13 protein-coding genes are annotated in these 15,714 nt (G+C 66.3%); 9 read left to right on the forward strand and 4 right to left on the reverse strand.

Annotated features, from left to right (window positions below):
- Positions 1–1,252: 1,252 nt before the first annotated feature.
- Positions 1,253–2,200, reverse strand: a complete 948-nt coding sequence (locus D5S19_RS03520) for a nucleoside hydrolase (RefSeq protein ID WP_120021892.1) — start codon at positions 2,198–2,200, stop codon at positions 1,253–1,255.
- Between the two features lie 52 nt (positions 2,201–2,252).
- On the opposite strand from D5S19_RS03520, the gene D5S19_RS03525 reads away from it, so the two are divergent.
- The 4 genes from D5S19_RS03525 (at position 2,253) to D5S19_RS03540 (ending at position 5,416) form a co-directional block, all read left to right on the forward strand.
- On the forward strand, positions 2,253–3,011 hold the full coding sequence (locus D5S19_RS03525; protein ID WP_098510886.1) for an acyltransferase: 759 nt from the start codon (positions 2,253–2,255) through the stop codon (positions 3,009–3,011).
- Positions 3,012–3,162: 151 nt separating this feature from the next.
- Entirely contained in the window at positions 3,163–3,447 is a 285-nt protein-coding gene (locus D5S19_RS31570; protein ID WP_147397321.1) for a hypothetical protein, read from the forward strand.
- A 126-nt stretch (positions 3,448–3,573) separates the two neighbouring features.
- The gene (locus D5S19_RS03535; RefSeq protein WP_233573690.1) at positions 3,574–5,037 is read left to right on the forward strand and encodes an alpha/beta fold hydrolase; all 1,464 of its coding nucleotides are present in this window, start codon (positions 3,574–3,576) and stop codon (positions 5,035–5,037) included.
- Positions 5,038–5,095: 58 nt separating this feature from the next.
- A complete protein-coding gene (locus D5S19_RS03540) occupies positions 5,096–5,416 on the forward strand; it encodes a nuclear transport factor 2-like protein (RefSeq protein WP_120021894.1) in 321 nt (106 codons plus the stop codon).
- 46 nt (positions 5,417–5,462) lie between these two features.
- Here D5S19_RS03540 and ilvA read toward each other — a convergent pair whose 3' ends face one another.
- Positions 5,463–6,719 carry a threonine ammonia-lyase IlvA gene (gene ilvA, locus D5S19_RS03545; protein ID WP_120021895.1) on the reverse strand — a complete coding sequence of 419 codons (1,257 nt, stop codon included), beginning with the start codon at positions 6,717–6,719 and terminating at the stop codon, positions 5,463–5,465.
- 247 nt (positions 6,720–6,966) lie between these two features.
- Here ilvA and D5S19_RS03550 point away from each other — a divergent pair, with 247 nt between their 5' ends.
- A complete protein-coding gene (locus D5S19_RS03550; RefSeq protein ID WP_120021896.1) occupies positions 6,967–7,215 on the forward strand; it encodes a hypothetical protein in 249 nt (82 codons plus the stop codon).
- A 4-nt stretch (positions 7,216–7,219) separates the two neighbouring features.
- On the opposite strand, the gene D5S19_RS03555 is transcribed toward D5S19_RS03550, so the two are convergent.
- Positions 7,220–8,644, reverse strand: a complete 1,425-nt coding sequence (locus D5S19_RS03555) for a short-chain fatty acyl-CoA regulator family protein (protein ID WP_120021897.1) — start codon at positions 8,642–8,644, stop codon at positions 7,220–7,222.
- Positions 8,645–8,873: 229 nt separating this feature from the next.
- Between D5S19_RS03555 and aceA the strand changes: the two genes are divergently transcribed.
- The 4 genes from aceA to D5S19_RS32825 all read left to right on the forward strand — a co-directional run bounded on the left by aceA (position 8,874) and on the right by D5S19_RS32825 (position 13,923).
- Positions 8,874–10,160 (forward strand): isocitrate lyase, encoded by a 1,287-nt coding sequence (gene aceA / locus D5S19_RS03560; RefSeq protein ID WP_120021898.1) that lies wholly within the window; start codon positions 8,874–8,876, stop codon positions 10,158–10,160.
- Positions 10,161–10,241: 81 nt separating this feature from the next.
- Positions 10,242–11,852, forward strand: a complete 1,611-nt coding sequence (gene aceB, locus D5S19_RS03565; protein ID WP_120021899.1) for a malate synthase A — start codon at positions 10,242–10,244, stop codon at positions 11,850–11,852.
- A 1,451-nt stretch (positions 11,853–13,303) separates the two neighbouring features.
- Entirely contained in the window at positions 13,304–13,564 is a 261-nt protein-coding gene (locus D5S19_RS32820) for a class I SAM-dependent methyltransferase (protein ID WP_233573696.1), read from the forward strand.
- A complete protein-coding gene (locus D5S19_RS32825; protein ID WP_233573699.1) occupies positions 13,495–13,923 on the forward strand; it encodes a hypothetical protein in 429 nt (142 codons plus the stop codon). The genes D5S19_RS32820 and D5S19_RS32825 overlap by 70 nt, the downstream gene beginning before the upstream one ends.
- A gap of 29 nt (positions 13,924–13,952) precedes the next feature.
- Here D5S19_RS32825 and D5S19_RS03575 read toward each other — a convergent pair whose 3' ends face one another.
- Positions 13,953–15,206, reverse strand: a complete 1,254-nt coding sequence (locus tag D5S19_RS03575) for a glycosyltransferase family 4 protein (protein WP_120021900.1) — start codon at positions 15,204–15,206, stop codon at positions 13,953–13,955.
- Between the last annotated feature and the right edge of the window lie 508 nt (positions 15,207–15,714).

Consider the following 15,714-nt stretch of genomic DNA (forward strand, 5'->3'; position numbering starts at 1 on the left):
GATGCCCAGGTCTCCCGGGGAGCTGCCTCCCGTGTCTCACTGAGCACACCCGCTCCCGCCGCGACCAGCGGTTCGCCACTCAACGGCGGGGGGTTGCCGGGAGCCTCGCCACTCAACGGCGACTGCTTGCCCGACGCTTCACCGCTCAATGGCGACGGCTTGTCTCGAGTCTCGCCCCTCAACGGCGAGAGATCGCCTGAACGCCCGTCCTTCACCGAAGACCGGTCGGCCGACGCTGCACCGTCCTCCGCTGAGAAGTCTCCCGAGGTTTCGCCGTCGAGTGGCGACGGCCGCTTTGTCGTTTCGCCGACCAGCGGTGACGGGCAGTTTGAGCGCTCGCCGTCCATCGGCAATGGCTGGCCCGACGTCTCGTCACCGGGCGGCGACGACTGGCTCGCGGTCTCGCCGTTAGGCGGCGACGGCTGGCCCGAGGCCTTGTCGACAAGTGGCGACGGCTGGTCCGAACTCTCGCCAGTGAGTGGCAACGGCCGACCTGACCCCCCTCCGATCAGCGGCGACGGCCTGACCAGGCTTTCGCCACTTGACGGCGACGGCTCACCCGGAGCCCGGTTGCCATCCACCGGCGACGGCCCACTCGGAACTTTGTCGTCCACTGGTGACGGTTCAGCCGAAGTCTCGCCGTCCACTGGCGACGACCGATCCGGAATTTTGTCATCCATCGGTGACGGCCGACCCGGAACTTCGCCATTCACCGGTGGCCGCCTATCCGAACCCTCGCCATCGACCTGCGACCGCCCATCTGAACCTTCGCCAACCACCGGCGACCCATCGCCCCTATCCTCACGATCCACCGACAGACCACCCCAAGACTCGCCGCCCACCGGCAACCCACCAGTTCCAGAAGAATCACCGGGCAACGCACTACCCGCCGTTTCGCCATTTGAGGGCGACCGCCCACCATCCCCACCACCCGAAGACGATGTGCTCTTGGCCCCAAGCCCGGCAGACCCGCTGTCCCGCCCGTCACCACTCACCGGCGAGAGCCCACCATCCGAAGGCGACGGGCTCCCAGCCGCAAACCTGGCAGACCCGTCGCCACTCAACGGCGGCGAGTCCACAGACCTATCCACACCAGGCGACGACCCCGCCCGCTCTGCTGCCGCGCCCGCCGTCTCGCCCGCATCGGGCAGACCGACGCCCTCGGCCGGACCAGGGTCAGCACCGGAAAAACCCGCGTCCACCTGCTCGTCGCCATTCAGTGGCAACTCGTCCGGACGGTTCGTTCCGGCCATCAGCGGCCACCGGCCAGTCTCGACAGGACGAAATTCCGCAGTTCATCCACATCGGTATCCACAGCCACCTCCACTTCTCGCCCGGCGGCTTCGAGTGGAACGGCCCGCCGGTCGACCAGCGTCATCCCGCGGGCCGGGCCCGCGCTCGTGTCCACGGTCACCGGGTAGGTCTCGGTGTGCAGAAGGCCGGGCCGGATCGCCTCGGCGACGGCCACCGCGTCGTGCAACACCATGCCGTCGTAGCCGAGTACCCGCCGGTAGTGCGCCCGGTAATCCGAGGTCAGCGTCTCCAGCGTCCGGCCCAGGGGACCGGAGCCGCCCAGCTTTCCCAGCCATACATCGTCAACAGCGCACTGGTGCGTGAGATCGAGGGGGACCATCACACACGGAACCTCGTCCTCGGTGATCACTCTCCGTGCCGCTTCCGGGTCGGCCCAGATGTTGAACTCGGCGACGGCGGTAGTGTTTCCGCGCGCCACACCTCCGCCCATCAGCACGATGCGGCTGATCTTCGACCGTATGCCCGGATGAGCGGCGAGCAGCGCGGCGATATTCGTCAGCGGTCCGATCGGTGCGATGGCCACCGGCTCGTCCGCGGCATCGAGCAATGACACCAGCAGGCTGACCGCATCGCTGTCCTCAAGCGGGCGAGTTGCTTCGGGGAGCGTGTCGGCTCGGCCGGAGAGCCCGTCGGAGCCGTGTACGCCGCCTAACCGCCGCGTTGCCTGGTAGACGAGCGGCCGGGCGGCACCCGCCGCGACCGGCACATCTGAGCGGCCGCACAACTGCAGTAGCCGCCGGGCATTGGCAGTGGTCCTCGCGAGCGGGACGTTTCCGAAGACGGTCGTCACGCCCAGTAGCTCGACCTCCGCCGACGTCGCCGCCAGCGCGATCGCGAAAGCGTCATCGACACCCGGATCGGTGTCGATGATCAGCTTGGTCCCCATCGTGCTCCCCTTGCCTGTACCGAGCCGCCGGCCACAGGTTACGGTCAACGGCATGACGTCGATGTGGGGTGCGCCCGCGTTGTCGCGGGTGCGCGCTTGGCGCCGGGCTCGGCGAGACCCGCGCCAAGCCAGGTTCCTGACCGTCGATTCGCTGCGGTGGGCGCTGCGCAATCGTGCTTACACCCCGTGGTACCTGGTGCGCTACTACCGGCTGCTGAAGTTCCGGCTCGCGAACCCGCACATCATCCTGCGCGGCATGCTGTTCCTCGGCAAGAACGTGGAGATCCACTGCCGCCCCGGCTACGGACGGCTGGAGATAGGCCGCTGGGTGCACATCGGCGACGGCAACGCCATCCGCTGTCACGAGGGGTCCCTTCGCATCGGTGACAAGTCGGTTTTCGGGCGCCAGAACGTGATCAACTGTTACCTGGACATCGAGCTCGGCGCAGCCACGCTCGTCGCAGACTGGGTGTACATCTGCGATTTCGACCACGTCACCGCGGACATCCACGTGCCGATCAAGGACCAGGGCATAGTCAAGTCACCAGTGCGCATCGGGCCGGACACCTGGCTCGGCACGAAGGTCAGCGTTCTGAAGGGCACCAGAATCGGCCGCGGCTGCGTGCTCGGCGCGCACGCGGTGGTGCGCGGTGACATCCCGGATTACTCGATCGCGGTCGGCTCACCCGCCCGGGTGGTCCGCAACCGCGAAGACGACTACGCCGCGGATGCCGTTCGCCGGGAAGCGGTTGCCGACATGGCGCGCAAGGCGAACAAGGCCCTGCAGAAGACGCTGGGCGAGACCAGTTGACCGAGCTTCAGCCGGCGAAATCTCTGGGAGTGAATGGCACCTTCGCGTCAGCACGGTGAGGTAGCCGACCCGGCGCTAACGCGATGCCGTGGAGGTGACATGAGCAACCGGAGGTTCAGCCGCTGCGCGTACTGCGGAGGTACCGGTCGAGGTGCAGGAGTTGATCGGCCACCGGCTCATGGTCGAATCCGTTGCATTTCGGCGGAGTTCGGACGACATCGTCGATGAGCTGGTACATTCGCCGACACGACGGATGCGCCGACATGCTGGGTTCGGACTCGACGTCGACCTTCCGGTGGCGGTCGTTGGAGCGTCGCCCGCGCTGACCTGCCAGTCGCCGAAAAACGGCGACGTCGGCCTGCGAGGTCTGGCCCTTGTTCCGCCGGGCGGAGTTGCCGTTGAGCGGCAATGCCCTCCGACGTTCGACTGTGCGTAAGGCACCATGTGGCCTCGACTCCAGTGGCGGCTTCATCGGGTGATCGAGCGTCGTTGAGCAAACCAGTCCATCGGCGAAGTCGATCGGCCGATCGGCTGATCCGCTGCCGGGCCGAGTCACACCATCATGATCTTCATGTCGAAAACCCGTACTCTCGCAGCCGTCGTGGCAGCGGTCGCGATGGTCCCGCTCGTACCTTCCGCTGCGTCGGCAGAAGGGCTGGCTTGGCGGCCCTGCGCTTCGATCGCGAAGGGCTGGGACGACACCGACAAACAGACCGAGTGCGCGATGATCACTGTCCCCCTCGACTACGCCGATCCAGATGGCCGGAAGATTGACGTCGCGGTCAGCCGGATCCCGGCGACAGGTGAGCGGAGCGGGGCTATCGTCTTCAACCCCGGCGGTCCGGGTCAGTCCGGAATGGTCACGCCGAGTACGATTGTGGACAGCAAAGCCGCCGGATTGCTGGAACATCACGACCTGATCGGGTTCGATCCTCGGGGCGTCGACTACAGCGCGGGAGTGAATTGCCCGGAGGATGAGACCTCGCCGTCTCCTGGTATGTCCGAAAAGGACAGTGCTCGGTTCGTTGCCGAGCGGGACGCAGCGGCCCGGAAGCGGTGCATCGACAAGGACCCCGCGTTCGTCCGTTCGTTGACCACGTCGAACATCGCGCGCGATGTGGATCGCATCCGTCAGGCGCTGGGCGAGGACAAGATCGGCTACTACGGCGTTTCCTGGGGCACTGCGCTCGGTGCGGAATACCGCACGCTCTTCGACGATCATGTCGACAAGATGCTGCTCGATTCGGTGATGTCGCCGGAACTGAATCTCACCACAATGGACGATGACATAGCTACCGTGGGTGAGAAGACCTTCCGTGAGTTCTCCGCCTGGATCGCCCGCCACGACTCGGTCTACCACTTCGGCCGTGACGCGCAAACGGTCGCCAAAGCCCTGCTCGACCTGCGTGCTGAACTGACCGCACAGCCGCGTAAGGCGGCTGATGGTTCGCCGGTCGATGGCAAGACCGTCAACGACATGCTCGCCGACCCTCGCAAGACATGGCCAGATGTTGCTACCCGGCTGGCCACTATCCGTGACGGTGGAACGCCTGAGGTGAATCAAGGCCCGGTCCCGAAGACCGGCTTTGGCTGGGATACTGAACGCTCTGGTGGCAGTACTTTCCAGCAGAATGCCTTGCTGTGCAATGAATCGCCGAGCCCGCGGGACTTCGAGACCGTGTGGCGACACTGGCTCGACCGGATCGAGCGCAACCCGGTCAGCGGTTCGTACGGATTCTGGGAACAGAAGTGCATCGGCTGGCCTGCTCCCGTGCAGCAGTGGGCATTCGAGCCGGGCAAGAGTCCGTTGCAGCTCGTGGGCCACGTATTCGAGCCGGTGACGCCGATCGGATGGGCCGTTGCCATGCAGCGGCGAATCGGTGGCGCGCTGATGAAGATCGAGGACGATGCGCACGGTTCGTTGCAGTCGCTGCCCTGTGCGTCGGCCGCGGTGACGTTCTTCGACACCGGCCGGACGACGACGGAATCCTGCCCCGGCCCCGCGATTCCGGAGCCGAAAGCGTAGCGAAAATTCCCGTGACGCCGTCGGTAATCTTGTTCCATGAGAGGCGCGGCGGCGTCACGTGGCCGCCTGCGACGCGCGCGATATCGAAGGCCTGTTGACTGGATTCACCGACGACACCGTCTGGGTGACCGGGACGAGTGTGGCGCGTGGGCGTGCCGAACTTACCGAGCTGTTCGGGAGCGTGATGGTGACACTGCCGCCTACGCTGACCGCCGGAAATGTCAGATCCGGTGATGATCGGATTGCCGCTCAGCCGACCGAACGGCTCAGCTGGGACGGGGTCGATCGCGAGTCTCCGATTGCCCGGTTCTGCCAGCTCGAAGGTGACCGCATTGCGTCCGGGAAGATCGACCGCGAAGGCCGCGCCGAACTGGGCTGATCGCTGTTGCCGTTTTTTGGCAAATGCCGCTGACCAGCGAAAACGGTCAGACGACGAAGTGGTACAGCGGACTGCCCGGTTCCACTCGCTCGACTTGCAGCGGGCTCGCGGCCAGCCGGGACAGCAGACCGGGCAGGTCCGCGCGGCGGGCGATTTCGATGCCGATCAGCGCCGGCCCGGTCTCCCGGTTGTTGCGCTTGACGTACTCGAAGCGGGTGATGTCGTCCTCCGGGCCGAGGATCTCGTCGAGGAACCGGCGGAGCGCGCCGGGCTCCTGGGGGAAGCCGACGAGGAAGTAGTGCCGCAAGCCCTCGTGGATCAGTGACCGTTCGAGGATTTCGCTGTACCGGCTGACGTCGTTGTTCCCGCCGGAGACGAGGCACACCACCGTCTGGCCGGGTACGACGTGCACGGTGTTTCCAAGCGCCGCCGCGGCGAGTGCGCCGGCGGGTTCTGCAATGATGCCGTCCGACTGGTACATCGACAACATCTCGGTGCACACCGCACCCTCGGCGACCGATGTCAGCTCCGACCCGCTCTCGCGAACGAGAGGGAACGTCACCTGGCCGGCTTCGCGCACTGCAGCGCCGTCGACGAACGGGTCGACGGTGGCGATTCGCACCGGTTCGCCCTCGGTGAGCGCGGCCGCCATGCACATCGCTCCCGCCGGCTCCACACCGACGACTCGAATCTCCGGATGCCGCTCGCGCAGCCACGTCGCCATGCCCGCCAGCAGCCCGCCACCGCCGACCGGGACCACCAGTACATCCGGGACGAAGCCCAGCTGTTCGACGATTTCGAGCGCGACAGTGCCTTGCCCGGCGACGGTGCGGATGTCGTCGAACGCCGGCACGAGAATCGCCCCGGTGCGGTGCGCGTCGTCCTTCGCCGCGGTGAAAGCGTCTTCGTAGGTTTCGCCGACCACGATGACCTCGATATGCGCGCCACCGAGTGCAGCGATGCGTTCACGCTTCTGGCGCGGCGTCGTACCGGGGACGTACACACGGCCGTTCGCCCCCAAGCGGCGACATGCGTACGCGACACCTTGTGCGTGGTTGCCGGCGCTCGCGCAGACGACGCCGCGTGCCCGAGTGTCGTCAGCGAGCTGGACGATGAAGTTGTACGCGCCGCGGATCTTGTACGAGCGGACAGTCTGCTGGTCCTCGCGCTTCAGCCAGACGCGTGCGTCCACACGGGACGAGAGCCGGGCGTTGGGCTCGAGCGGTGTCCGGGTGATGACTCCCGAAAGCCGTTCGGCAGCCTGTTCCACCATCTGGGCACTGACGGTTTCGATCCGTTGCACAGTCGCTGAATCTACTTCCCACTCACTGAGCCATTCGCGCGGGTGTCCGGCGGCAGCATGCGGTCAGCGGATACTGGCTGTCGCCGATCCGCCCTAATGTGTCCGTTCGCGAATGTCGATGATGAGGGTGCCCGTCCGGCGCCGGTGGTGCTCGCCGTCGTCGTCTTCGCCGGCCAGAGCTTGCTCTGGCTGATCTCGATCTTCGAAATGCGGCACCTTGAGCCCCGGCCGTCTCGGTCTTCTGGCCATGAGCTTGATCGGGTTCTACTCGGTGCTGCGGCTCTGGCTCGGTGGACGGTGGGGGCGGATCACGCTCACCGTGCTCGCGGTGCCTGCCTTGGCCTTCGGCTACGGTGTCGTGGACGGACTCGCTGATGGATTCACGCTGTCGCCAGTTGGTGTCGGCGCGATAGCGCAGGCTGTGCTGGCGATCGCCGGCTTGGTGCTCGGGTACTTGCCGGTGTCGAATGCCTACCTCCGTTTGCGGAGTTCGTAGCGTCTCACTTCTTGGGAACGGCGGGGTAGGGGACGAAGCTGCTCGTGTTCTCGTCGACCGTCAGTGGTTTGCCGATCGCCGGAAACGCGCGTTGCGAGCACGCCGGCCGTTCACAGACTTTGCAGCCCATGCCGATCGGCGTCGCCGCGGCGGGTTCGTCCAGGTCGAGGCCGGTTGAGTAGATGAGCCGGCCGGCATGGCGCAGTTCGCAGCCGAGGCCGACGGTGAACGTCTTGCCCGGCCGCCCGTAGCCGCCGATGTTGCGGGACACCGTGCGCGCGATCCAGAAGTAGCGCTTGCCGTCCGGCAGCGCGGCGATCTGGGTGAGGATCTTGCCGGGTGAGGTGAACGCCTCGTAGATGTTCCACAGGGGGCACGCGCCACCCACGCGCGAGAAGTGGAAGCCGGCCGCCGACTGGCGCTTGGACATGTTCCCGGCCCGGTCCACCCGCACGAACGAGAACGGTATGCCACGCTGCTTTGGCCGCTGCAACGTCGACAGCCGGTGACACGTCGTCTCGAAGCCGACACCAAAGTGATCGCAGAGCCGCTCGATGTCGTAACGGAACCGCTCCGCAGAGTCCAGGAACGAGCCATACGGCAGGATCAGCGCACCGGCGAAGTAGTTGGCCAGGCCGACTCGCGCGAGTGTTCGTGCGGCCGGACCGGAAAATGCCCACGAATCGGCTAGTTCAGTGATGAGGTCGTCGTACTCGAGCAGTGCGATCTGCGAAGCCATCCGGAACGCCTGCTGCCCGATCCGCAGGCTCGGCGCGAGCCGCAGTATCCGGGTCGCCGGTTCGTACCGGTGCTGCTGACCTGCTGATTCGTCGATCCCGTCGGTGGTCACCTCGACGCCGTAGCGCTGCCAGAGCCGTTCCTTGAGTGAGCCCAGCACCGAACCGCGGATCAGCGGCACGGCCGCGGCCATCTGCTCGGCACGTTCGTCAAGCTCGGCGACGTAGTTCTCACGTTCGTAGAAGAAGTCGCGAACCTCCTCGTGGGGCAGCGCCCCGGCGGCGCTGCCGTGCAGGCCGAGGCCGTTCTCCGTGGTCAGTGCGGCGTTGCTCTCCACAGCGTTGCGGTAGCTGTGGTGCAGCTTCACGAGCGCCTGGGCGAACGACGGCAGGTTCGTGGCCAGCTCGTTGAGCTCGCTCGTGGTCACGTCGATGCCCACGACCTCGTCGAGCAGCGCCTCCCGGACGTCCGCGACCAGCCGTGCGGTGTCGTTGTTGGCGAAGAACTCTGTGTCCACCCCGAACGCCTGGGTGATCCGCAGTAGCACCGGGACGGTCAGCGGGCGGGAGTTGTGCTCGATCTGGTTGAGATAACTGGGTGAGATCTCGAGCACACGGGCGAGGTCGGCCTGGCTCATCGACCGGCTCTCCCGCAGGTGCCGTAGTCGCGCCCCGGCGAAAGTTTTGTCCATCACTCCTCCGTTCGGCCGGAAGGTTTCCGGGCCTGAACGATTACGTGAACGATCCAGGCCGCGTGTTCTTCCCGTGCTTGCGAAGCAGTGATTCGCAAGCTTTGCAAGATGCTAGGCACCCTTCACATAAATTGGCAAATTGGAGCTATGGACCGGGTTTTCCCGCTCGTGTCAGTGTCGTCACCAGGCAAGGCGAGCAATCGCAAACTTCGCAACACGGGAGAGTCCGATGACCGAGCAGGCCAAGCAGCTCGAGCAGGCGGCGGCCGAGCTGGCCGAGCAGTGGAAGACCGACCCCCGCTGGGCGAACGTGCAGCGGACCTACTCCGCTGCGGACGTGGTCAAGCTGCGTGGTTCCGTGGTCGAGGAGCACACGCTCGCCCGTCGTGGCGCGGAGCGGCTCTGGGACCTGCTGCACAGCGAGGACTACATCCACGCGCTCGGCGCGTTGACCGGCAACCAGGCCGTGCAACAGGTGCGGGCCGGACTGAAGGCGATCTACCTGTCCGGCTGGCAGGTCGCGGCCGACGCCAACCTGGCCGGCCAGACCTACCCGGATCAGAGCCTCTACCCGGCCAACTCGGTCCCGGCCGTCGTCCGCCGCATCAACAACGCGCTGGGCCGCGCCGACCAGATCAACTGGGCCGAAGGCACTACCGACATCGACTGGTACGCCCCGATCGTCGCCGACGCCGAGGCAGGCTTCGGTGGCCCGCTGAACGCGTTCGAGCTGATGAAGGGCATGATCGCGGCCGGCGCCGCGGGTGTGCATTGGGAGGACCAGCTCGCGTCCGAGAAGAAGTGTGGCCACCTCGGCGGCAAGGTGCTGATCCCGACCAAGCAGCACGAGCGCACCCTCAACGCGGCCCGGCTTGCTGCGGACGTGCTGAACGTGCGGTCCCTGGTCGTCGCCCGCACCGACGCGCAGGCCGCCACGTTGCTGACCAGCGATGTGGACGAGCGCGACCAGAAGTATCTCACCGGAGGCCGTACCGCGGAGGGCTTCTACGAGGTGACCAACGGCATCGAGCCGTGCATCGACCGTGGCTTGGCCTACGCGCAGTACGCCGACCTGCTGTGGATGGAGACCTCGACGCCGGACCTCGAGGTGGCGCGCAAGTACGCCGAAGCGATCAAGGCGCAGTACCCGGACCAGATGCTGGCCTACAACTGCTCGCCGTCGTTCAACTGGAAGAAGCACCTGGACGACAGCACGATCGCCCGCTTCCAGCGCGAACTCGGCGCGATGGGCTACAAGTTCCAGTTCATCACCCTGGCCGGCTTCCACGCGCTGAACTACTCGATGTTCGACCTGGCGCACGGTTACGCCCGCGAAGGCATGACCGCCTACGTCGAGCTGCAGGAGCGCGAGTTCGCTTCGGAGGACCGCGGCTACACCGCCACCAAGCACCAGCGTGAGGTCGGCACCGGCTGGTTCGACCAGGTCTCCACGGCGCTGAACCCGGAGAGCTCGACCACCGCGCTCAAAGGTTCCACCGAGGAAGCGCAGTTCTGACCTGCTCCCCCTCGCGGTCCGGCGGCGCATTCTCTTTCGCCGCCGGACCGTCCCCCTTCCTTCCCCTCGCGGAGGTACGAGATGGTCGCCAAGCTGAACTACCGCATCGAGGTCACCGGGCCGACCGGTGGCCGGTTCGCCGAGATCCTGACCCCGGCCGCGCTGGACTTCGTGGCCAAGCTCGACAACACCTTCGCCGGTCGCCGCAGTGAGCTGCTCGACGAGCGCCGCCGCCGTCGCGAGCGGGTGCAGTCGGGGGAGGAGCGGCTGGACTTCCTGCCGGAAACGCACCGGATCCGCACCGACGACAGCTGGCGGATCGCCCCGCCGGCCCCCGGTCTCGAGGACCGGCGGGTGGAGATCACCGGGCCGACCGACCGCAAGATGACGGTGAACGCACTCAACTCCGGGGCCAAGGTGTGGTTGGCGGACTTCGAGGACGCGACCTCGCCGACTTGGCACAACATTGTCGACGGTCAGCTGAACCTCTTCGACGCCATCCGCCGCAACATCGACTTCACCACCGAGACCGGCAAGCGCTACACGATCGGCGACGACCCGGCGACCATCGTCGCCCGGCCGCGCGGCTGGCACCTGGTGGAGAAGCACATCCGGATCGATGGCCGGCCCGTTTCGGCCAGCCTCGTGGACTTCGGGCTGTACTTCTTCCACAACGCCCGCCAGCTGCTCGCCCGTGGCAGCGGCCCGTACTTCTACCTGCCGAAGCTGGAAAGCCACCTCGAGGCCCGGCTGTGGAACGATGTTTTCCTGCTGGCACAGCAGGAACTCGGCATCCCTCGGGGTACCGTCCGGGCGACCGTGCTGATCGAGACGATCACCGCCGCGTTCGAAATGGACGAGATCCTCTACGAGCTGCGTGAGCACGCGTCCGGCCTGAACGCCGGCCGGTGGGACTACATTTTCAGCGTCATCAAGAACTTCTCCGCGCACGGTGCCGACTTCGTGCTGCCGGATCGGGCACAGGTGACGATGACCGTCCCGTTCATGCGTTCCTACACGGAACTGCTGGTGCGCACCTGCCACCGCCGCGGCGCCCACGCGATCGGCGGGATGGCTGCGTTCATCCCGAGCAAGGACCCTGCCACCAACGAACTCGCTTTGGAAAAGGTCCGCCAGGACAAGGACCGCGAAGCGGGCGACGGGTTCGACGGCTCGTGGGTCGCGCACCCCGGCCTGGTCCCGGTGTGCCGCGAGGTGTTCGATGAGGTGCTCGGCGGATGGCCGAACCAGCTCACCAGGTTGCGCGAAGACGTCGAGGTGTCCGCCGAAGACCTCCTCGACGTCGCCAGCGCCGGCGGCGAGGTGACCGAGGCCGGCGTGCGAGCGAACATCAACGTCGCCTTGCGGTATGTCGACTCGTGGCTGCGGGGCACTGGCGCCGCCGCCATCCACAACCTGATGGAAGACGCCGCGACTGCCGAGATCGCCCGCTGCCAGATCTGGCAGTGGATCCGCAACGGCACCAAGCTGGAAGACGGTACGGCCCTCACCCGCGAACTGGCCGTCGGGTTCCTCGACGACGAACTCGCCAAGTTCCGCGCCGATTTGGGCGCCTCGGCCCGCCTCGACGACGCCCGGGCGATCTTCACCGAGACCGCCCTCGGCGAGAAGCTCCCGAGCTTCCTCACCACCGGCGCCTACGCCCGGTACCTCACCGACACCATCCGGTGAACCTGCTCCGGCGTCCGTGACCTGACCGCGGACGACCGGCTTCCTGCACAGTGTTTGGGACTGTGCGGGAACGGGTCCGGTGGCGGAGGCTCCCCGCCACCGGACCCGGGTTTTCCAGCGCCCGTGCGTTGTCGCCGTTCAATGGCAACGCACGGGCTTCTGGCTGTTCAGCGCGCGACAAGTCGTCGACCGGCGGGTTACAGATCGTTCCAACCGTGGTCGGGTGGTTTGGATGGTTGGCGTGGATTGGATCCGGCCGTTGAGGATCGAGGTTCGGGCTGTCGTTCGTCTGGACGGTCTGGGTCTCGGTGCGTGGGGAGGCGCGAGGGCCTGCGGCACGGGCTGGATGGCTAGGGAAGGTGTGGGTTCTTCCGGTGCGCTCTTGCCGTTTAGGGGCGAGGGCCTATCTGGCGAGGTCAGGTGAGTTGGGTTCGCCATCGAGGGGCGAAGGTGCATCGGGTGGCTTCGGCTTTCGCCGCGGAATGGCGAGAGCGTGGGTATGTGGTTCGGGTCTTGCCGCCGACGGGAGGGAGCGGTTGGGCGGTTCAGACTCTGCTGCGGGAGAGCGAGGAGAGCAGCGGTCGTGTTGGGCCGGGACGTGCACCTCGGATTTCGTCGCCGAGCGGCGAGGGGTTCGGCTTCGGCGGGCCAAATGGTCCGGTGGGCCAGCCGTCAGACGACGTTATGGGTTCGGCGGTCGTTCGGGTGCGCTCGGACGACCGCCGTTGCATGGCGAATTGGTCGTCCCGACTGTCCGTGTGGTCCGGGACTCGCGCTGGTGCGGTGGCGTCGGCTCCCTGGTTAGGTCTCCGGACGTCCGGGCTTTCGCCGTTGAGTGGCGAATGCCTGGTCGAGGCCGCTTTCCGGTGCTCTGGCGAGCGCAGGGACCGGTCTGGAGTGACCACCCGGCTGGGACTCGCATCGCCGTCACGGTTGCCATGGGACGGCGAATGTCGCCGAGGCGCGGTCGGCCGGTGCGTGAAGCGCGCTCGAACCGGGCAGGACGCGACCTGCCCGAGGAGACCGAACGTCGTTGCCACTCCGCGGCGACGTTCGGTCTCCTCGGGCAGAGCAGATGAAGACTGCCCAGGGGCGCCAACCTACATCGACCGCGCTGCCAAACGGTCAAAAGTACTGCGCCACGAGTGGACTGTCCGATTCTCCTCACTGCAGGGTACTTCTCGGTCCGGACAGGTGGTACTGATTTCGCTCTGCGCGAAATGCGGTTTTCCTCCGCTCAGCTGACGGCGAAATCGGCTGACCTTATTCACTGTAGTCGGCACGATCGCTGTATGGATCTGAGATTCAGTGGGGAAGTAGTGGATTTCTACCATCGGTACCGTCGCGGCTATCCGGCGCCGGCCGTCGATGCGCTCTGTGATGCTTTCACCCTCAACGGTGATGACGTTGTGGTCGATCTCGGGTGCGGTACGGGGCAATTGACGTTTCCGATGGCGGAGCGTGTTCGCGCAGTGGGGGGAATGGACCCGTCGCCGGACATGTTGGAGAAGGCGCGTCGCGCTGGAGTGGCAGGTGGGGTCGGCAACGTTTCGTGGCTTCTGGGAGGCGATACCGACATCCCTGCGATCGCGCGTGGCGTGGGGGCGTCGGCGCGGTCACGATCGGCCAGGCGCTGCACTGGATGGACCACGAGCGGCTGTTCGCCGCTATTCGGCCAATGCTGCGGAAGGGCGGGGGAGTCGCCGTGGTGACGAACGGCCTGCCGCTGTGGTCTCAGGAAAGTCCGTGGTCGCGTGCGCTCGACGAAGTGCTCGCAGGCTGGTTTGACCGGCCCCTCACCGTAACCTGCGGCACCGACGAGATCAGTCAAACACGTTATGGTGAATCACTCGCGGCAGCCGGGTATGCGGTGGATAATGGTGTCATTGAGTATCGTAGTGAACTGACCCTGGATCAGATCGTTGGCGGAGTCTATTCAGCTCTCAGTGAAGACAGCTTGCCTGCTCACCAAGATCGGGCGACCTTCGCGGATCGGATCCGGATGGCCATCGAGCCGCATGCGCCGTACGTTGAGCCTGTTTCTGTCAAGATTGTGACAGGAAGGTGCTGATGGAGTGTCCATTGTCGGCGGGCTGCCGGTCACGGTGTGAAGGCGTTGCCGGTTGCGATTTTCGGACGTCCCAGTTCGAACGGCTCGCCTATTCGTGCCCGGTGGTAGACCTTGACGGTCTCTTCGGCAATCCGGCCCCAGTCGAAATCGCCGGAGAGCCGTGACTGTGCGGCTCGTGCACGGCGAGTCGCCGCAGCGGCGTCGTTCAGGACGGCGGTGACCGCTTCGGTCAGGCCGGTGATGTTGCCGGGTTCGAAGGCCAGCCCAGTCTCGCCGTCCAAGACCACCTCGCCGAGACCACCGGCTGTGGAAGCCACCAGCGGCGCCTTCGCGGCGGCCGCCTCGAGCGCGACGATCCCGAACGGTTCGTAGCGGCTGGGCAGCACGACTGCGTTGGCCGCGGCGAGTAGCGCGCGCAGGTCACGGTCGGGCAGATGGCCGGCGAAGTCCACGGCCCGGCGGATCCGCAGCTTGCGGGACTGCTCGACCAGCTCGTCGTGGTGTCGCCCTTTTCCGGCAACGACCAGTCTGGTCCCCGGGAACCGGCGGCGGATGCGAGGGAGCGCGGTCAGGAGATCTTGCACGCCCTTCTCCCACTCCAGCCGTCCGAAGAACAGCAGCAACGGCGCTCCGGCCGGGCTGTGTCGTTCCCGCATTTTCGCCACCTCGCCGGCCGAGACGCGCCAGCTGCGTGCCTCGATACCGTTGTGGATGACGGTGACTTCGGCGGCGTCGATCTCGAACAGGTGGGCCACTTCCGCGCGCATCGCCTGTGAACAGGTGATCAGGGCATCGGCTCGGTTGGCCAGCCACCACTCGACCGAATGGACCTGTTGGTTCAGCGGATGCGAAAGCCACCCGGAGTGCCGGCCTGCCTCAGTCGCGTGGATCGTGCCGACGAGCGGAACGTGTGCTGCTTCGGCGACCGCGATGGCGGGGTGCGTGACGAGCCAGTCGTGCGCATGCACCACATCGGGTTGCCAGCTGCGCAAGAGATCTTGCGCAGCCCGGATCATTGCGTGTCCCATGGCGAGCGTCCACGCCACGAGATCGCGCTCGAACGTGAGGTGCATCGGATCCTCTGCGACCCGGACCACGCGTACTCCATCTACGACACGGTCGCTGCGCGGATGGGTGGAGGCGTCGGTGCCCGCGGTGTGGCGGCACAGGACGACCACCTCGTGTCCCTGCTGAGCGAGATGCCGGGCCAGCGCATGCACGTGTCGGGCCAGCCCGCCGATGACCACGGGCGGGTACTCCCACGACAACATCAACACGCGCATGGCCAGAGGTTACTCGCCAGTCGCCTATGGTCGGTGTCCTGTCCGATTGACCGGGGTGACCAGGGTGTCGCCACTGAAAGGCAATGACGGATCGGCAGGTGGCATCCGGATCGAACAGCACGGGAGAGCGGGGCTGGCTGGCTGCCGGGAGGTTGGTGGCGAGACCGTATCGGGCTGGTCGGAGGCCTCGGGATGGCGGGGCGGCAGGGGACTGTTCGACGGTTCGAGCTCGCTGCGGTAGCAAGCTGAATAGGGCAGCGCGCGGTCCGAGTTGTTGAGCGGCGGCTGTGTTGCATGGCTTCTGGGTTCAGGCTCGACGGTGTGACAGCCCAGTACCGACCGATCGATGGTTTGGGCAGAGAGAACGCGGCCGGGTACGCCGAGTCGAGCGTCAATTTGTCGACAGCGTGATGGCCGACGAAGCTGTGCGACGGCCAAGAACGGTCTGGGCCGCTCGGCTGCCCCGGGCTGCCAGTGATGTTGCCGCCGTGGGGCAACTGGTGAAAAG

The organism is Amycolatopsis panacis (genome assembly GCF_003600245.1).
Classification (GTDB): Bacteria; Actinomycetota; Actinomycetes; order Mycobacteriales; family Pseudonocardiaceae; genus Amycolatopsis; species Amycolatopsis sulphurea.